The organism is Ilumatobacter sp. (genome assembly GCF_046290335.1).
Taxonomy (GTDB): Bacteria; Actinomycetota; Acidimicrobiia; order Acidimicrobiales; family Ilumatobacteraceae; genus Ilumatobacter_A.
Map to the genome: position 1 here is coordinate 32,830 of NZ_JBKAGH010000004.1, position 15,091 is coordinate 47,920.

At 66.9% G+C, this 15,091-nt stretch carries 14 protein-coding genes; 3 read left to right on the top strand and 11 right to left on the bottom strand.

What is annotated here, in order from left to right:
* Nucleotides 1–4: 4 nt before the first annotated feature.
* From ACE37B_RS16205 to ACE37B_RS16215, 3 genes are read left to right on the top strand one after another with little or no spacing between them, the layout of a single operon-like run.
* Complete coding sequence (locus ACE37B_RS16205; protein WP_409924375.1) at nt 5–880, top strand: FAD binding domain-containing protein; 876 nt, start codon at nt 5–7, stop codon at nt 878–880.
* Complete coding sequence (locus ACE37B_RS16210; RefSeq protein WP_409924376.1) at nt 877–1,395, top strand: (2Fe-2S)-binding protein; 519 nt, start codon at nt 877–879, stop codon at nt 1,393–1,395. The genes ACE37B_RS16205 and ACE37B_RS16210 overlap by 4 nt, the downstream gene beginning before the upstream one ends.
* A complete protein-coding gene (locus tag ACE37B_RS16215; RefSeq protein WP_409924377.1) occupies nt 1,392–3,956 on the top strand; it encodes a xanthine dehydrogenase family protein molybdopterin-binding subunit in 2,565 nt (854 codons plus the stop codon). Before ACE37B_RS16210 ends, ACE37B_RS16215 begins: the two co-directional genes overlap by 4 nt.
* Nucleotides 3,957–3,993: 37 nt before the next feature.
* On the opposite strand, the gene ACE37B_RS16220 is transcribed toward ACE37B_RS16215, so the two are convergent.
* The 11 genes from ACE37B_RS16220 to ACE37B_RS16270 all read right to left on the bottom strand — a co-directional run bounded on the left by ACE37B_RS16220 (nt 3,994) and on the right by ACE37B_RS16270 (nt 15,023).
* Nucleotides 3,994–5,352, bottom strand: a complete 1,359-nt coding sequence (locus ACE37B_RS16220) for a DUF222 domain-containing protein (protein WP_409924378.1) — start codon at nt 5,350–5,352, stop codon at nt 3,994–3,996.
* 410 nt (nt 5,353–5,762) lie between these two features.
* Nucleotides 5,763–6,857 carry an IS5 family transposase gene (locus ACE37B_RS16225; protein WP_409922866.1) on the bottom strand — a complete coding sequence of 365 codons (1,095 nt, stop codon included), beginning with the start codon at nt 6,855–6,857 and terminating at the stop codon, nt 5,763–5,765.
* 291 nt (nt 6,858–7,148) lie between these two features.
* Nucleotides 7,149–8,528: a PASTA domain-containing protein gene (locus ACE37B_RS16230; protein ID WP_409924379.1), complete on the bottom strand. Its 1,380-nt coding sequence runs from the start codon at nt 8,526–8,528 to the stop codon at nt 7,149–7,151.
* Nucleotides 8,528–9,037, bottom strand: coding sequence for an RNA polymerase sigma factor (locus tag ACE37B_RS16235; RefSeq protein ID WP_409924380.1), 510 nt, complete (start codon nt 9,035–9,037; stop codon nt 8,528–8,530). The genes ACE37B_RS16230 and ACE37B_RS16235 overlap by 1 nt, the downstream gene beginning before the upstream one ends.
* Nucleotides 9,038–9,220: 183 nt before the next feature.
* Nucleotides 9,221–10,012, bottom strand: coding sequence for an SDR family NAD(P)-dependent oxidoreductase (locus tag ACE37B_RS16240; RefSeq protein WP_409924381.1), 792 nt, complete (start codon nt 10,010–10,012; stop codon nt 9,221–9,223).
* A complete protein-coding gene (locus tag ACE37B_RS16245; RefSeq protein ID WP_409924382.1) occupies nt 10,009–10,503 on the bottom strand; it encodes a nuclear transport factor 2 family protein in 495 nt (164 codons plus the stop codon). Before ACE37B_RS16245 ends, ACE37B_RS16240 begins: the two co-directional genes overlap by 4 nt.
* A complete protein-coding gene (locus ACE37B_RS16250; protein ID WP_409924383.1) occupies nt 10,500–11,291 on the bottom strand; it encodes a sugar phosphate isomerase/epimerase family protein in 792 nt (263 codons plus the stop codon). Before ACE37B_RS16250 ends, ACE37B_RS16245 begins: the two co-directional genes overlap by 4 nt.
* A gap of 10 nt (nt 11,292–11,301) precedes the next feature.
* Complete coding sequence (locus ACE37B_RS16255; RefSeq protein ID WP_409924384.1) at nt 11,302–12,099, bottom strand: SDR family NAD(P)-dependent oxidoreductase; 798 nt, start codon at nt 12,097–12,099, stop codon at nt 11,302–11,304.
* A complete protein-coding gene (locus tag ACE37B_RS16260) occupies nt 12,099–13,217 on the bottom strand; it encodes an aminoglycoside phosphotransferase family protein (RefSeq protein WP_409924385.1) in 1,119 nt (372 codons plus the stop codon). The genes ACE37B_RS16255 and ACE37B_RS16260 overlap by 1 nt, the downstream gene beginning before the upstream one ends.
* Nucleotides 13,218–13,272: 55 nt before the next feature.
* A complete protein-coding gene (locus ACE37B_RS16265; RefSeq protein WP_409924386.1) occupies nt 13,273–13,662 on the bottom strand; it encodes a Rieske (2Fe-2S) protein in 390 nt (129 codons plus the stop codon).
* Nucleotides 13,662–15,023 carry an aromatic ring-hydroxylating oxygenase subunit alpha gene (locus ACE37B_RS16270; RefSeq protein WP_409924387.1) on the bottom strand — a complete coding sequence of 454 codons (1,362 nt, stop codon included), beginning with the start codon at nt 15,021–15,023 and terminating at the stop codon, nt 13,662–13,664. The genes ACE37B_RS16265 and ACE37B_RS16270 overlap by 1 nt, the downstream gene beginning before the upstream one ends.
* Between the last annotated feature and the right edge of the window lie 68 nt (nt 15,024–15,091).

Below are 15,091 nucleotides of genomic sequence, written 5' to 3' on the forward strand. Positions count from 1 at the left end.
ACGAGTGAAGGCTCCACCGTTCATCTACCACCGTCCCGATTCGCTCGACGACGCGCTGGCGTTGCTCGCCGAACACGGCGACGAGGCCAAGATCCTCGCGGGCGGGCAGAGCCTCGTCCCGCTCATGGCGTTGCGCATGGGGCGCCCCGCGCACGTCGTCGACATCGGCGGCATCGCCGGACTCGACGCGATCACCGTCGGCGACGACGACTCGGTCACCCTGGGCCCGCTCGTGCGGCACGCGACCGCGGAACGATCGACGGTGCTGGCCGAGAAGGCGCCGCTCGTCCACGAGACGATGCCGTGGATCGCTCACCGAGCGATCCGCACACAGGGCACGGTGCTCGGCTCGATCGCGCACGGCGACCTGGCCGCCGAGATGCCCGCCGTCGTGCTGGCGACGGGTGCCACGCTCACCGCGACCTCGATCGGTGGTGAGCGCATCATCGCCGCCGACGAGTTCTTCGAGGGGTACCTCGACACTGCACTTCGCTCCGACGAGATCCTGACCGCCGTCACGTTCCCGACCTGGGCGCCGAACTCGGTCGGCTCGGTGACCGAGGTCGCCCGACGCCACGGCGACTATGCCCTCGTCGGCCTGGCGCTGCGCCTCGATCTCGACGGCGACACGATCGTCGACGCCGCGCTCGCCTACTTCGGTGCCGCGTCGACGGCGATCCGGGTGCCCGACGCCGAGGCGACGCTCGTCGGCTCGATCGCCGGTCCCGACGCGTTCGACTCCGCCGCGCAGATCGTGGCGGCCCAGCTCGAACCACCCGCCGACATCCACGGTACGACCGCCTATCGCAAGCACCTCGCTGGGGTACTCACCCGGCGGGGGCTCCGCACCGCCACCTCGAAGATCGGAGTGCTCGCATGAACCGACTCGATGCGGAAGTCGCAGCCGGCGGGAGTGTCATCGACGTGTCGCTCGTCGTCAACGGCACCGAGCACACCGTCACCGTCGAGGCGCGACGCACCCTCGCCGACGTCATCCGCGACGACTGCGGCCTCACCGGCACGCACCTCGGCTGCGAACACGGCGTGTGCGGTGCCTGCACGGTGTTGATCGACGGCCAGCCGGCCCGATCGTGTTTGCTGCTCGCCGGTCAGATCGCCGGTCGACATGTCACCACCATCGAAGGACTCGCCGGGCCCGACGGGGAACTCCATCCGATCCAGCAGGCGATGATGGACGCGCACGGCTTCCAGTGCGCGTTCTGCGCGCCGGGCTTCCTGATGAGCGCCGTCGCACTCCTGGAGGACAACCCGAACCCGACCAACGCGGAGATCCGCGAGGAGCTGAGCGGCAACCTGTGCCGTTGCACCGGGTATCAGTCGATCGTCGCCGGTGTCGAGACCGCCGTGCGCGTGATGAACGGAGGCGACCAGTGAGCGAGTCGAACCGCAGCGGCCTCGTCGGCCAGAGCGTCAGGCGGGTCGAAGACGACCGGCTCCTCACCGGCACCGGACGCTACGTCGCCGACGTGTCGCCGCCCGGCGTCACCCACGCCGTCTTCCTGCGCAGCCCACTCGCGCACGCGACGATCACGTCGATCGACGTGAGCGCTGCTCGCCGCGCTCCCGGCGTCGTCGCGGTGTTCACCGGTGCCGACATGGAACGACTCACGCACCCGTTCCCGCCGTTCTCGATGCTGCCCGACCTCTACACGCCGCTGTACCACTGCCTGAGCGCCGACAAGGTTCGGATGGTCGGCGACCCGGTCGCACTGGTGCTCGCGGAGTCACGCCATCTTGCCGAGGACGCGCTCGAGTTGATCGACGTCGACTACGAGCCGCTCGACTCGGTCGCCTCGATCGCCGACGCCCTTTCCCCGTCGAAACCCCAGCTGTGGGAGAAGGCCAAGGGCAACGTGCTGTACGACCACACCGACGTCTTCGGCGACGTCGACGCGGCGTTCGCCGCGGCCGATCACGTCATCACCGAGCGGCTCACGTGCCCTCGCCAGTCGAACCAACCGATGGAGACCCGAGGCAGCGTGGTCGAGGTCGATGCCGACACCGGCCATCTCACGATCCACAACGCGACGCAGTCCAGCCACATGCTGCGCTGGACCGGTGCCGCGCTCACCGAGAAACGCACGATGCGATCCGCGCTCAAGGGCTTCGTCACCAACAAGGACCGTCGTTCGGGGTTCTTCGCAGGAGCCAAGGAGTTCGTGTCGAGCAACGCAGAGGGCCTCAAGGCCCAGGACAACGCCGGGATGGTGTCGCAACTGAAGGCCGACACGTCGTTCCTCAAGCACGCCAACGCGATCGGGATCGGGCTGCTCGGCAAGGACGACTATCCGACGGTGCTCGCCCAGGACATCGGCGGCGGGTTCGGCTCGAAGGGATCGGTCGCACGCGAGGACGTCGCCGTCATCGCTGCCGCCATCGAGACCGGCCGGTCGGTCAAGTGGATCGAGGACCGCGTCGAGAACCTGATGGACGGTGGACAAGCTCGCGAAGAGGACCTGACCGTGTCGATCGCGGTCGACGCGGACGGGACGCTGCGGGCGATGTCGGTCGACCTGGTCCTCGATCAGGGCGCCTACCCCGGGTTCCCCGTCGGCGCGCCGATGATCACCCGGATGATGAAGGTGATGTTCCCCGGCTCGTACCGCTGGGACGCCTTCCGGATCCGGTCGAGGGTGGCCGCGACGAACAAGGGGAAGTACGTCGCCTACCGCGGTCCGTGGGCGAACGAGACGTGGGCGCGCGAGCGGATGCTCGACATCGTCGCCCACCGACTCGCGATCTCGCCGGTGGAGCTTCGACGCAAGAACATGATCGGCGAGGAGCACGTGCCGACCGCCATGATCACGGGTCCGATGATCGACGAGACGATGTCGACACGAAAGACGCTCGACCGCGCCGTCGCACTCCTCGACCTCGACCAGTTCGAACGGGACCGGGACGCGGCACGGGCACGCAACCACGCGCTCGGACTCGGTTTCTGTACCTATCACGAGGCAGCGCCCGGCCCGCCCGGCTACTGGGACTGCATCAGCCCCGGCACCGAGACGCTGCTCGCCGAGCAGGCCCGCGCCACCGTGGAGGCGGACGGATCCGTCGTGGTCTACACGTCGCAGATGCCGCACGGTCAGAGCCACGAGACGACCTACGCGCAGGTCGTCGCCGACGAGCTCGGCGTGGCGATGAGCGACGTGCGGGTGGTGTACGGCGACACGCGACGGACACCGTTCGGCCTGCTCGGCACCGGCGGGAGTCGGGGCGGCCCGATCGGTGGCGGCGCGCTGAAGTACGCCTCTCGTGAGGTCCGCCGTCAACTCGTCGAGAAGGCGGCCGACCTGCTCGAAGCGTCGGTGGACGACATCGAGATCGTCGACGGCAACGTGCACGTGGCGGGCGTCCCGGCCCGCGGCACAACGTTCGCCGAGATCGCGAAGGCCGTCGCCGACGAACGGGCGACCGGGTCGTCGGCGGCGGCGTTCGACTACACGCAGAGCTACGCCGGCAAGGGCGACGGCGGTTGGTCGGTGGCCACCCATGCGTGCATCGTCGACGTCGACCTCGACACCGGCATGGTCACGTTCCCCCGCTACCTGGTCGTGGAGGACTGCGGTCCGATCATCAACCCGGCGATCGTCGACGGGCAGGTCCGCGGTGGTGTGGCCCAAGGGATCGGCGCGGTGCTGTACGAGCGGGCCACCTACGACGAGGACGCCAACCTGCAGTCCGCGACGTACATGGACTACCTGGTGCCGACCGCGATGGAGATCCCCGAGATCGAGGTGCATCACCTGGAAACGTTGTCGGCGGGTGGCGAGAACGACTTCCGGGGCGTCGGCGAAGGCGGCATGATCGGTGCGCCGGCGGCCATCACGAACGCGATCGCCGATGCCCTCGCCCCGTTCGGAGCGACGGTCACCACGCAGTACCTCCCACCCAGCAAGATCCTCGAGCTCGCCCGCATCATCCCCGCCGGGTAGGTCTCGGCGCACTCGCGGGACGTTCCGCCGCCGGCGTTCACGCCGAGTCGGCAAGGTCGCGGTAGTCGAGTCGTTCGACGGTCCAGCCGTGCCACTCGACGGTGTCGAGCGGTGTGTCGACTGGTGGCGGCGACGCGCCGGTCGGCAGCAGGTGGGTGCCGTCGGATCTGGTGTGCAGGGTCGCGCCGAATGTGGTGGGCGTGACGGTGACGTCGTTGTTGGTCTTGAACAGGTTGTGGCGCCGGCACGCTGGATCGGCGTTTGCCAGATCGGTGAGACCGTGGTCTCGTTCCCACTCGTCCATGTGATCGGCCTCGCAGAGTTCGGCGGGCACGAAGCATCCCGGCCACGAACAACTCGTCGGGAGCAGCGCAGCCGCCTCGCGTGCCGCCCGGTTGAACAGTCGTTGCGTGCGGCCGAGGTCGGTGACTCGTGCGTTGCGATCGAGCAACACGTTGCGAACGTGGCCGGTGAGCGCCGCCGTGATGGCCAGGTCGGGCGTGATCACGGTTCCGGTCGAGGTCTCGCAACGCTGCTGCGTGAGCGGCATCGCATCCACGACCCGGTCGGAGTCGAAGAGGCCGTGTCGGGCCAGGGCGGACACGAAGTGATCCTGCGACATGACGACGTTGACCATCACCTCCGGTCGTTTGCCATCGACGCGAAGGGTGACGGCATCACGGAAGATCGCCAAGAGCGCATCGAAGCGTCGTTGGTCGGCGGTCCGGGCGAAGAGCGAGGTCGGGCACGACGCTCCGTGCTCGCGGCGAGCCCGCTCCGCGTCGATCCGCCACTCGGCGTCGACATAACGCTGGAACACCGTGACCATCTCGGCGGTGGCGATCGGATCGCCGCCCCGCGCCGAGACGTCGACCGCTCCGTCGAGCTCGACGACGTGGGCTCGCCGACCGGCGGCGGCCGCGGCGATGTCGTCCGCGATGCCGTCGGGGTCGACGTTGAGTTCCCATCGGCGCACGCAGACCGACAATGCGTCGAAGTCCATGTGCTCGGCGACCGAGACCAACGTGTCGGCCACCTCACCGAGCCGGGTGCCACCGCGACGCTTCGCGAACGCCCGCGCCAACAGCTCGACCTGCGACACACCGAACGAGCCAGCGGCGAACGCATCAGCGATCTCCTCGACGTGGTTCAGCAGTCGCGAGACCTGCCGCATCCGAACCGCCGTCGCCTTGGAGCAGTTCGTGTTGGCCACCAGCCACCCCATCGTGGACGCGTGGCCGTCCATCGCCGGAACACCGGCCGCGTCCGCCACTGCGACCAGCGCAGCCTTCTCCACCGCCAGCGCACGTTCCGCCAGTTCGATCTCGCGCAGGCGTGCGGTGACCTGGTCGGGCGTCAACCCCATCGCCTGTTCGACCACCTGAGCGAACCCCATGTGTTGAACTATATCGAACACTTGTTCGCTTGCAACCACAGCATGCAAGATTTCTCAGGAGATACGGTGCCGTCGGGCGCCAATTCGGCATGAGTTCGGCTTCGACGCGAGCTACGGCTCGGCCGCGTCGTTCCGCAATCCCGACAACCTCGCCCTCGAGTTCTTCGCTCTTGCGGGCTGAGCCTGCGGCGCACATGCGGGAACGAGTTGGCCGAGGGCGGCGCTAGCAGGGTGCTGAAATTCGGGGTCTGAGGGCGGGACGCCCGGATCGAGGGCGGCCCGCCTCGTTGTCATTGCGCTGGCTTGGTCTTCGATGTCAGTTTTCGGGGATCTCCGTTGTCGGTTTCGGGTGATCGCTCACTGATCCCCGACTCCGGAGGCGGCCGGTGGCGACCTTGCCGAGGTGATCTTCATCCGGTTGCGGCGTCGAGGGCCGTGATCCGGATCAGGTTGTAGACGGCGGCTTCCATCTTGAACCAGGCCCGGTTCCGGTCGTTGCCGATGTAGCGGACCTTGCGGCCCTGGCCGACTGTCTTGATCCAGCCGAACGGTTCCTCCACCCGCTTTCGGATCCGCTGCGACACGGTGTAGCCGGCGTGGCGGGTCGTTCTGGCGTCGATCGCCGATCTTCGGTTGGTGTTGTTCTGCGCGACGTGCGGCGTGAACCCGGCGGCGCGAACGTCTTTCACGAAGTTCTTCGTGTCGTAGTTCTTGTCGCCCGCCACCGTTCTTCGCCGACCACTCTTCGGCAGTCGTTTCAACATGTCGATCGCGCAGTCACGTTCTGCGAACCCGGTCGCCGCTGTCACCTCGGCATCGGCGATCAACGCCGAGCGGTGCTCGATCAAGAGGTGACCGGCGTAGCAGAGCTGGGCGGCGGTGTTGTTCGACTTGCGATACAAGCGTGCGTCCGGATCGGTCGTCGACGCGTGCGTGTCGTTCGAGCGTTTCTGGCCGTGCCACTGCACCTCGGAGTTGCGGCCCTTTGGGCCCTCGTTGTTGTCGCTGCCCGAGTCGTCTTTGGGCTTGAACGACTTGTGCGACGCCCACGCCTGCAACAAGGTGCCGTCGACGGAGAAATGATCCGACGACATGTACCGGCGCAGCTTCGCCTGGCGGACCACGGCGGCGAAGAACTCGTCGGCGATGTCAGCGTCGAGGAGGCGTTGGCGGTTCTTGGAGAACGTCGAAGCGTCGAACGAAGCTGCATCGATCGGGAGGTCGAGGAACCACTTGAACAACATGTCGTAGTTGAGGCGTTCGCAGAACGCCCGCTCGGAACGCATCGAGTACATCGCCATCAACACCGACGCCTTCAACAACTGCTCCGGCGGCACCGACGGACGTCCCGACGTCGCATACATCGCCTCGAACGAAGTGTCCATCGAGGCAAGCACGGTGTCGACCACCACACGGATCCTCCGGATCGGGTGCTCGGCCGGGATCAGGTCCTCGGTGCTCAACGACGACAACAGAGCAAGCTGACGATCAGGCGTTCCACGCATGACCCCATTCTTTTCCATCCAGACACAGAACGCGAGCACCAATCCGGGTTTTTCAGCACCCTGCTAGCGGCAGCTCCGGCCGTCGTCGACTCTGATGATGGCGCCGATGACCGCGTCAGACACGGGTGAGCACCAGTAGAGCAGCGTCGAGTCGAGCCACCAGAGATCAGAAACGAGACCTCTCCACGATTGCGCCGCACTTGCCGCCCGACACGATCAACTCATCAGGAAGCGTCCACACGATGCTCCAAAGCTCGCGGTTAGTACGGCAGCACGTCGCCGCGTGCAGTCCTATTCCTCGTACGTGAGGACGACGTCGCCGCATGAGACGTTGGTCCCGCTGGCTGGGTCTTGTTCGATGATGATCGGGAGTCGATCGCTGCTGACGGGAAGGGCGATGATCAAGCCGGCAGCGCGGAGTGCGGTGTCAGCTGCTCGAAGATCCTGGCCGACAAGATCGGGAACGATGCCGGTCGTTCCGGGTTGGAAGCAGACGTTGTCGACAACGACCGTTGGCATCAGAGCGACGAACGGTTCGGTGAACGCTTCATCGCCGTCGTTGCCGATGCCAGTGATCGTGCCGACCGCGATCGTTCCCTGGGGTGCGCCCGTCAGCGTCGCCCACGCCCGAGTCTCGAGCCCGGGGACGGCAACGGTGTCAACGCTCAGTTCTCGTCCATCATCAAGAGCGACTGAGACCCGGGTGACCGAGTTGGGGACGAGGCCGGCGAACACGTCCTGTTCGGCTCCGGCAGGATCGTCGGCACCGGCCTGACCCGAGATGGTGCCCACCGTCCACGCCTGCTGATCCGATGCTGTGCAGGCGAGGTTCTCCCCAGCAACCGACGTCGTTCCCGTCGCTTCGGAGGGGACGTAGCCGATGCTGATGCAGTCGCCGTCGGGACGGGTCGTGGCGAGGGCATACGGGTGGTTGTCGTCGACCGCACTCCACTTGGCGCCCAGTTCGACGGCAATCATCGGCGGGCGCACCGATTCCGGCCACGACCTTGGAACGAGGCTCTCAACCAGCGCAACAGGGTCATGTCCCGTTCCGGTCTTCGTAGTGAGCCTCGAAATCGTGCCGGGCCGTTCGCTCCACACGACCGTGGTCTCTCGATCGTCACTGACCATGAACCCGTCGGTCCCCCTCACCGAGAGCTGAGTTGGAGACCGACCGTCCATGGACTGGACGATGTCAGCAGGTTTGGCATCGATGTAGAGAAAGCGGACCGAGATCTCGTTCTCAGACTGGTCGGCGCCGGGCGGAGCGGCGGTTGGCAGGTAGTGCGATTCGATCTGTCCTTCGAGCTCCGTGCAGGTCAGCGAGTCCTCGACGATCGTTGCGCTGGTACACACGACCGTCGACGCGAGCGACAGGTTCGTTTCCTGGCGAAGCCCGTCGGGTGGCGCCGGAAGATCGAGCCATTCGCCGGCATCGGCTTGAACCGTCATCGACGACCACGCCGGCCCCGATGACGTGGTTGCATCTTCGCGGCGCACGTTCGTGACCGCCGCCAATCCGATCAGGAGCATCGCAAGGCAAGCGGCACTGGCGACCACGATCGCCCGACCGGGCCGCCAGCGCTCCTCCTCGACGGGATCTGCAGCCGATGGCACGCCGGTCAGTTCCTCGGCGGCCATCCGGATTCTCTCGATGATCTGATCCGACATCACCACGCCTCCTCATTGCTATCGATCACGGACCGCAGCGCCTTCAGGCCGCGATGAACGAACACCCGCACACTTGCTTGTCGACACCCCAACGCCTCGGCGATCTCGCCATCGGACCACCCCGCCCAGAACCGCAACAACAATGCAGCACGATGTCGATACGGAAGCTCGGTCAGAAGATCGAGCATCTCCATCGAACTCTCGGAAATGGAGTGATCCGATGTCTCCCGACGCGTTGCGGCGAGTCGCTGTTGTTCCCGTGTCGTCGCACGATGCCAGGACCGGCACGCATTCACCACCGTCACCCGCAAGTACCCGCCGGGATTGCGTGTATCGTCGAGGCGCTGGACCGTGCTGATCAACGAATCCTGGGCGAGCTCTTCGCCGACGTCGACCCGGCCAGTCAACGCCGTCGCCCACGCAACCGCCCGGGGCCGGTACTCGGTAGAGAACGCATCGACGCGAGCAGCACGCGCGTCACCGCTCACGTTCGGCTCCCACACATCCACCCCAAGATGACGCCGCTACCCCGGTCATGCGTTACAGCTGCGCTGGAAGTCTCGACCACCGGAACGCCATGCCCACGCTCGGAGCTGTCCGACCGCAAAGGCACTTGACGCAGGACGAGCACCCAGCGCACCTCGCCAGATCAGAACTCGTCAGCCTGCGGTAACGAGTTGACCGAGAGATCGCTAGCGGGAGCTCTGGCCGTCGTCGACCTTGATGATGGCGCCGGTGACCGCGTCGGAGGCGGGTGAGCACAGGTAGAGCAGCGTCGAGTCCAGCTGGGCCGGATCGCCGAGACGCTTGCGCGGCGTGGCGCCACTGAAGTCGCCCATCCGCTCGAGCATCCCGTCCATCATCTCGGAATGGAAGGCTCCGGGAGCGATGCAGTTCACGTTGATGTGATTGCGCGCCCACTCGACGGCGAGCACCTCGCTCATGCGTGCGATCCCGGCCTTGGTCACCGAGTACAGCGCAGCGCCGTGGCCGTCGTAGTTCGTCGCCGAGATGCTGGCGATGTTGATCTGGCGCCCCGGCAGCTTCTGTTCGATCAGATGCCGCGCGATCTCGCACGACAGGACGAACGGGCCGCGCAGGTTCGTGTCGAAGACGCGATCGATCAGGTCGATCGACATCTTGTGCGCCCGCTGTGCGTCGGGGATGCCGGCGTTGTTCACGAGGATGGTGATCGTGCCGAACGCCGCGGCTGCCTCGGCCGCGCCGGCCAGGATGCTGTCGGTGTCGGTCATGTCCATCACCACACCCGCGGCGGTACCGCCCGCCGCGGTGATCTCGGCGACGAGTTCGTCGAGGCGCTCCTGGCGCCGACCGGCGGCCACGACGGACGCGCCGGCTGCGGCGAGCACCTGGGCGAAACGCCATCCGAGTCCGGACGTCGCGCCGGTCACCAGCGCGACCTGGCCGGCCAGGTCGTTCGACACGTTCGGCAAGGGATAGGTGTTGGGCTGCATTTCGGTCATCGCGGTCCTCCTGTCACGACCTCACTGTTGCCGTCGGTCCACATCGTGACCAACTCGCGATGCACGATCCGCCACCCCTCGGCGCGACGTTCGAAGCGATCCTCGTAGCGACCGGCCACGACATAGTGCGGCGAGCGACCGTCGATGGCCGCGGCGCGCCGGATGTGCTGCGCGTGCAGATAGCACCGGTGCGTCGCCGTGTCCGGCGCACCGTCGCTCCCCCGCGTGATCGCGACCTCGTGGTTGCCGACGAGGTGCTGGCTGTCATCCAGCGGCGAGAGCGCGGTGGTCACACGCTCCACGATCGCCGGACGTCCTTCGAGCAGCTTGGGTCGCGTCAGATAGGCCGTCGCATCGCTGGCGAACACGGTGTCGAGCATGGCCCAATCGTGCGTGTCAAGCGCCCACGTGTAGCGGATCGCCGCAGCGACGATGTCGCGTTCGTCGAGCAGATCCTCGACGGTCGTGCTCGCTGGGGTCGTGCTGGTCATGTCGTGCTGGTCTCCAGGAATCGGCGAGTCCCGTCCAGGAGGTGGCGGGCTCGGTCGGTCGGATCGGGGAAGTCGGTGCGCAGGCGCGCCGAGCGCACCTCGAGCGACAGCGGGGTCGCCGGATCGACCACGGCGATCAACTCCCGCACCGGCAGGCCGCCCTCGCCCGGGATCGAACGCAGGTCGAGCGCGTCCGCGATCGGATCGGGTCCCATCTCGGCGGGTCCGTCGCAGATCTGCACGTACGGCAAGATCGACGATGGCAACGCTGCGACATCGGCGGGCGTCGAGCCGGTCCGGGCCAGGTGCAAGCCGTCGACCAACACACCCGCGTTCGGACGGGCCACCGCGTCGACGACGGCGACCGCCCCGCTCAACGACCGCACCGTCATGAACGCGAGGAACTCGAGCGCACACGTGATGCCCGCGGGCGCGGCCCGGTCACACAACTCGGCGAACCGCTCGACGAACTGCTCGTCGCCGGCACCCCGGTTCACGACCAGCACGTTGCGCGCCCCCACGGCCGCAGCGGCGTCGACCAGTCGGTCGCCCACATCGGTGATGCCGCCGTTCCCGTCGGGCAGCACGAAGATCGGCTCCATGTCGAGCGCCACCACGCCCGTGTCGTCGAGTCGACGCCGCACCTCGGCCGCGACGACATCGGACCAGGTCTCGGGATCGAACCACACGCCACACGCGGGCCATCCCGCCGCTGCCGCGGCGGACACGAACGACGCCGGATCGGTCTCCGGGCACACCCCGGCGGCGATCGAGATCAGGCGACTCACGACGACCGATTCAGACGATCGTCCAGCCGCCGTCGACCGCGATGTTCTGACCCGTGACGTAGCTCGATGCTGCGCTCGCGAGGAACAGCACCACGTTGCCGATCTCGTCCGGGCGACCCGTGCGACCCAGCGGGACGTTGGCTGATCGTTGGGTGGTGATCGGACCCATCAGCCCGCTCGTCGACGCGTCCTTGGGCCAGAAGTGCTCGATCTCTCCGGTGCGCATCTTCGCCAACGTCGGCACCGGGATCACTCCGGGGCTCACCGAGTTGACGCGGATCCCGTGCGGCGCCAGGTCGAGCGCCAGGCTCTTGCTGAAGTGGATGACCCCGGCCTTGGCCGTGTCGTAGCCGGTCCCCAGGCACGGCACGATGCCGTCGACCGACGCGATGTTGACCATCGCTCCCCCATCGCCCTGCTCCACCATGCGCGTCGCGGCGGGCTTGGAACAGTTGAACACGCTCGCCAGGTTGATGTCGAGCGAGCGCTGCCACGAGGCCACCGACTGATCGAGGATGCTGCCCGCGTCGTGGTACGACCCGGCGTTGTTGACGAGGATGTCGAGTCGCTCCCCCACGCTCGACACCACGTCGCGGCACAGCGCCGGGTCGGTGACGTCGAGGTGAACCGCCGAACCACCGATGTCGTCGGCGACCCGCTGCGCGCCCTCGACGTCGACGTCGGCCACGGTGACCGAGGCGCCCGCCGCGGCGAGCACACGAGCGATCGCCTCGCCGATGCCAGTCGCCGCGCCGGTGACGACCGCGTGCTTGCCTGACAGGTTCAACAGTTCGGCCGTGGCACTCATCACCGCTCGATGAACTCCTGTGCGCCGTGGTCGAAGATCGCGTCCTGCACCCGTTCGATCACGGCGGTCCAGAGCGCGACCGCCCGCTCGCTCGACGAATCGAGGGAACCGACTGCGAACACCGGGATCACCCAGCCGTACACCACGGCGAGTCGGTAGTCGTCGAAGAACTGCTCGAACGGATAGTCGGTCACACCGTTGTCGACGAGCGTGTCGTGATAGCGGTGCAGCAGCCGATCTTCGTGCTCGCGACGGTCGGCGGTCGAGAGGTTCTGTCCCATGAAGTAGCCGACGTCGGCCGCGCCACCGCCCACCGAGATCGACTGCCAGTCGATGACCACGACGTCGCCGGTCGGCTCACCGGCACCACCCTCGAAGAACAAGTTGTCCGCTCGGTAGTCGAAGTGCACGAGCGTGTGCGGCATCGCCGCGAAGCGATCGAGCATCTTGGGATGGTTGTTCCCGTACGCCTCCGCGATCGGCACCATCTCGGGCCGCAGCACATCACCGAACACGGCCGTGAAGCCGGGCAGCGACGCCTCGTAGATCCCCTGGCCGGCCTTGTTCAGCGGACCGTTGATCACCGGGATGAACGGCGCGTCCTCGAGCCCGGCACCGTTCCAGAAACGGGCATGGTGCTTGGCCAAGCCGACGAGTGCGGCTTCGGCCTGCTCGGGCGAGACGCCCGCCAACTGGTCGCCCAGCGTCAACCCGCCGAGGTCTTCGAGCAGCAGCAGATACTGCTCGTCGGCGGCGGTGTCGGCGACGTCGCAGGTGACGTGGTACACCTCGGGCGTGCGCACCGGCGACGTCGCTGCGATGCGCTCGTAGAAACGGTGCTCGCGCTCGAACACGCGCGTCGGGTGCATCAACGCAGCCACCTCGGGCGACTGGGTGGCGAACTTCGCGATCATCGAGGTCGGCGCAGCGCCGGCGTCACCGTCGTAGGTCAGCGTCAGCTTGCCGACTTCGCCCATGAAGCCGATACCACCAGCTTGGGGATCGACGGTCGCCGTCGCCACCGAGACACTCGCCGGGATGGTTCCCGACTCCTGCAAGACCGCCGTGAGCCAGTCGGTCGTGATCTGCGAGGTCGTGGTGGGGAGTGCGCCATTCATGACCGAGAACCGTACGGACGCGGTGACATCCGCCACGAGTCGGACCGTCGCGCCGTCAGCGCGTCTGGATGATGCCGCCCGCGCCGCCGAACCCTTCGGACCGGTCGTCGCGCACGCTCCCGTCGAGACGAACCGACACTCCCGTCTCGGTCTCGACGACCGTGTGACACGGCACGCCTTCCCACGCGGGCGGGCCGGAGTGCGAGCCATCGGTGACGTCGAACTGCGCTCCGTGGAGCGGGCAAGTGATCATCTTGCCGCGAAAACGGCCTTCGCTGAGCGGAGTGTCGGCGTGGCTGCAGTTGTCTTCGAGCGCGTGCAGCGTGCCCGCGACGCGGCAGACCACGATGCCGTACTTGCCGACGTCTTCGAAGCAGCGCATCTCGCCGTCGGCGAGATCGCTGAGATCACCGAGTTCGACGGTGTCGACGCTGTCGCCTGCCATCAGGCAGGCCCCATCGTCAAGTAGCGGTCGATCTCGTCGTGGAAGAACTTGATCCGCCGCTCCTGCCACGGCATGTATTCGCCACGGAACCCGCGCGAGCGAAGACCCTGCTGCTGCGTCGACCAGATCGCGACGTCCTGGTCGATGCCGGGACCACACGACACCTCACCGGCGAGGCCGGTCTGGTGCTCGGCCTGGTGATCGATCGACACCCAGTCCTTCATCGAGTTCGAGAAGTACTCGTTGGTGTCCTTCGGGAACAGCGTGAGGTACCACATGTCGAAGATGCACTTCTGCGGATCGGTCGGATGCGGCGTACCGCGCAGCCAGATGCACCCGTCGGGCTTCATCGAGAACGAGATGCTCGGGAACACCGTGTAGTGGTAGTTGTCGGTCAGTTGCTCGTCGGAGTACTGCGAGAAGTCGTAGCCCTTCGCTTCGCCCTGTTCGCGCTTGGCGCGCTGCAAGGCGAGACGGATCGACGGCAGGTCGTCGAGGTACGGCTCCGGGTCGACGCCCCAGAAGTCGAGATCGGCCTTGAGTGACTTGAGCGTGCGCTCCGGGTTGCCTCGGTACTGCGGCCCGGGGCCCCCGCCCGGCATCAGCATGCGCGCATGACCCGACTCGTACAGGTCGAACTGACAGCCGCTGTGGTGCTCGTTCATCGACGCCAGTGTCTGCGGATGCACGAACGGCAGGTGGTAGCTCTCGTTGAAGTTGTCCTGCACGCACTTCCAGTTCCAGTCACCGACGATCGTGACCCAATGCGTCCGCTTCATGTCCTCCATGCGGTACACGTCGAGATGATCGGCGACCGGCGACAGCCACTCGCGCAGCGGGGCCGCACCGTCGTCCATGTTGAACCAGATGAACCCGGCCCATGTGTCGCTCTGGATCTCGACCAGGTTGCGCTTGCCGCAAGGCGACCCGCCCTGGAAGTCGTCGCGGAAGTCGTCTTCGTCGGGCACCCAGTTGAGACGGCCGTCGTCACCGAAACGCCACCCGTGATACGCACACGCGAACTCGCCGCCCGAGAGCGAACCCACCTCCGCGGTGACCAGACGGTTCCCGCGGTGCTGGCACACGTTGTAGAACGTGCGGACCTTGCCGTCCTCGCCGCGCACGGCGATGATCGAATCGCGCCCGATCTCGTAGGTGATGTAGTCGCCGGGCTCGGGAATCTGGTCGACACGCCCCGCGACCTGCCAGACGCGCGGCCACAACGCATCCCATTCCTGTTGGGCGAACTCGGGCGACCAGTAGCGCTCACTGGTGATCGTCGCGTCGGACAGGGTCGGCTCGGGGGCCTTGTCGCGGGGCGTCCCGCGGACTCCCACTCGGGTCGTCTCGATGATGGACATGGACCTAACGTACCCGTGAGGCCCTGATCGGATCGGGCCGGAGACGGAGCACTCCCGAATGATCGAAG

Excerpts from the sequence above, each read along its gene's own strand:
- ACE37B_RS16210 (WP_409924376.1), top strand. The coding sequence starts at position 877 with ATGAACCGACTCGATGCGGAAGTCGCAGCCGGCGGGAGTGTCATCGAC.
- ACE37B_RS16220 (WP_409924378.1), bottom strand. The coding sequence starts at position 5,352 with ATGGGGTTCGCTCAGGTGGTCGAACAGGCGATGGGGTTGACGCCCGAC.
- ACE37B_RS16225 (WP_409922866.1), bottom strand. The coding sequence starts at position 6,857 with ATGCGTGGAACGCCTGATCGTCAGCTTGCTCTGTTGTCGTCGTTGAGC.
- ACE37B_RS16230 (WP_409924379.1), bottom strand. The coding sequence starts at position 8,528 with ATGTCGGATCAGATCATCGAGAGAATCCGGATGGCCGCCGAGGAACTG.
- ACE37B_RS16240 (WP_409924381.1), bottom strand. The coding sequence starts at position 10,012 with ATGACCGAAATGCAGCCCAACACCTATCCCTTGCCGAACGTGTCGAAC.
- ACE37B_RS16245 (WP_409924382.1), bottom strand. The coding sequence starts at position 10,503 with ATGACCAGCACGACCCCAGCGAGCACGACCGTCGAGGATCTGCTCGAC.
- ACE37B_RS16255 (WP_409924384.1), bottom strand. The coding sequence starts at position 12,099 with ATGAGTGCCACGGCCGAACTGTTGAACCTGTCAGGCAAGCACGCGGTC.
- ACE37B_RS16260 (WP_409924385.1), bottom strand. The coding sequence starts at position 13,217 with ATGAATGGCGCACTCCCCACCACGACCTCGCAGATCACGACCGACTGG.
- ACE37B_RS16265 (WP_409924386.1), bottom strand. The coding sequence starts at position 13,662 with ATGGCAGGCGACAGCGTCGACACCGTCGAACTCGGTGATCTCAGCGAT.
- ACE37B_RS16270 (WP_409924387.1), bottom strand. The coding sequence starts at position 15,023 with ATGTCCATCATCGAGACGACCCGAGTGGGAGTCCGCGGGACGCCCCGC.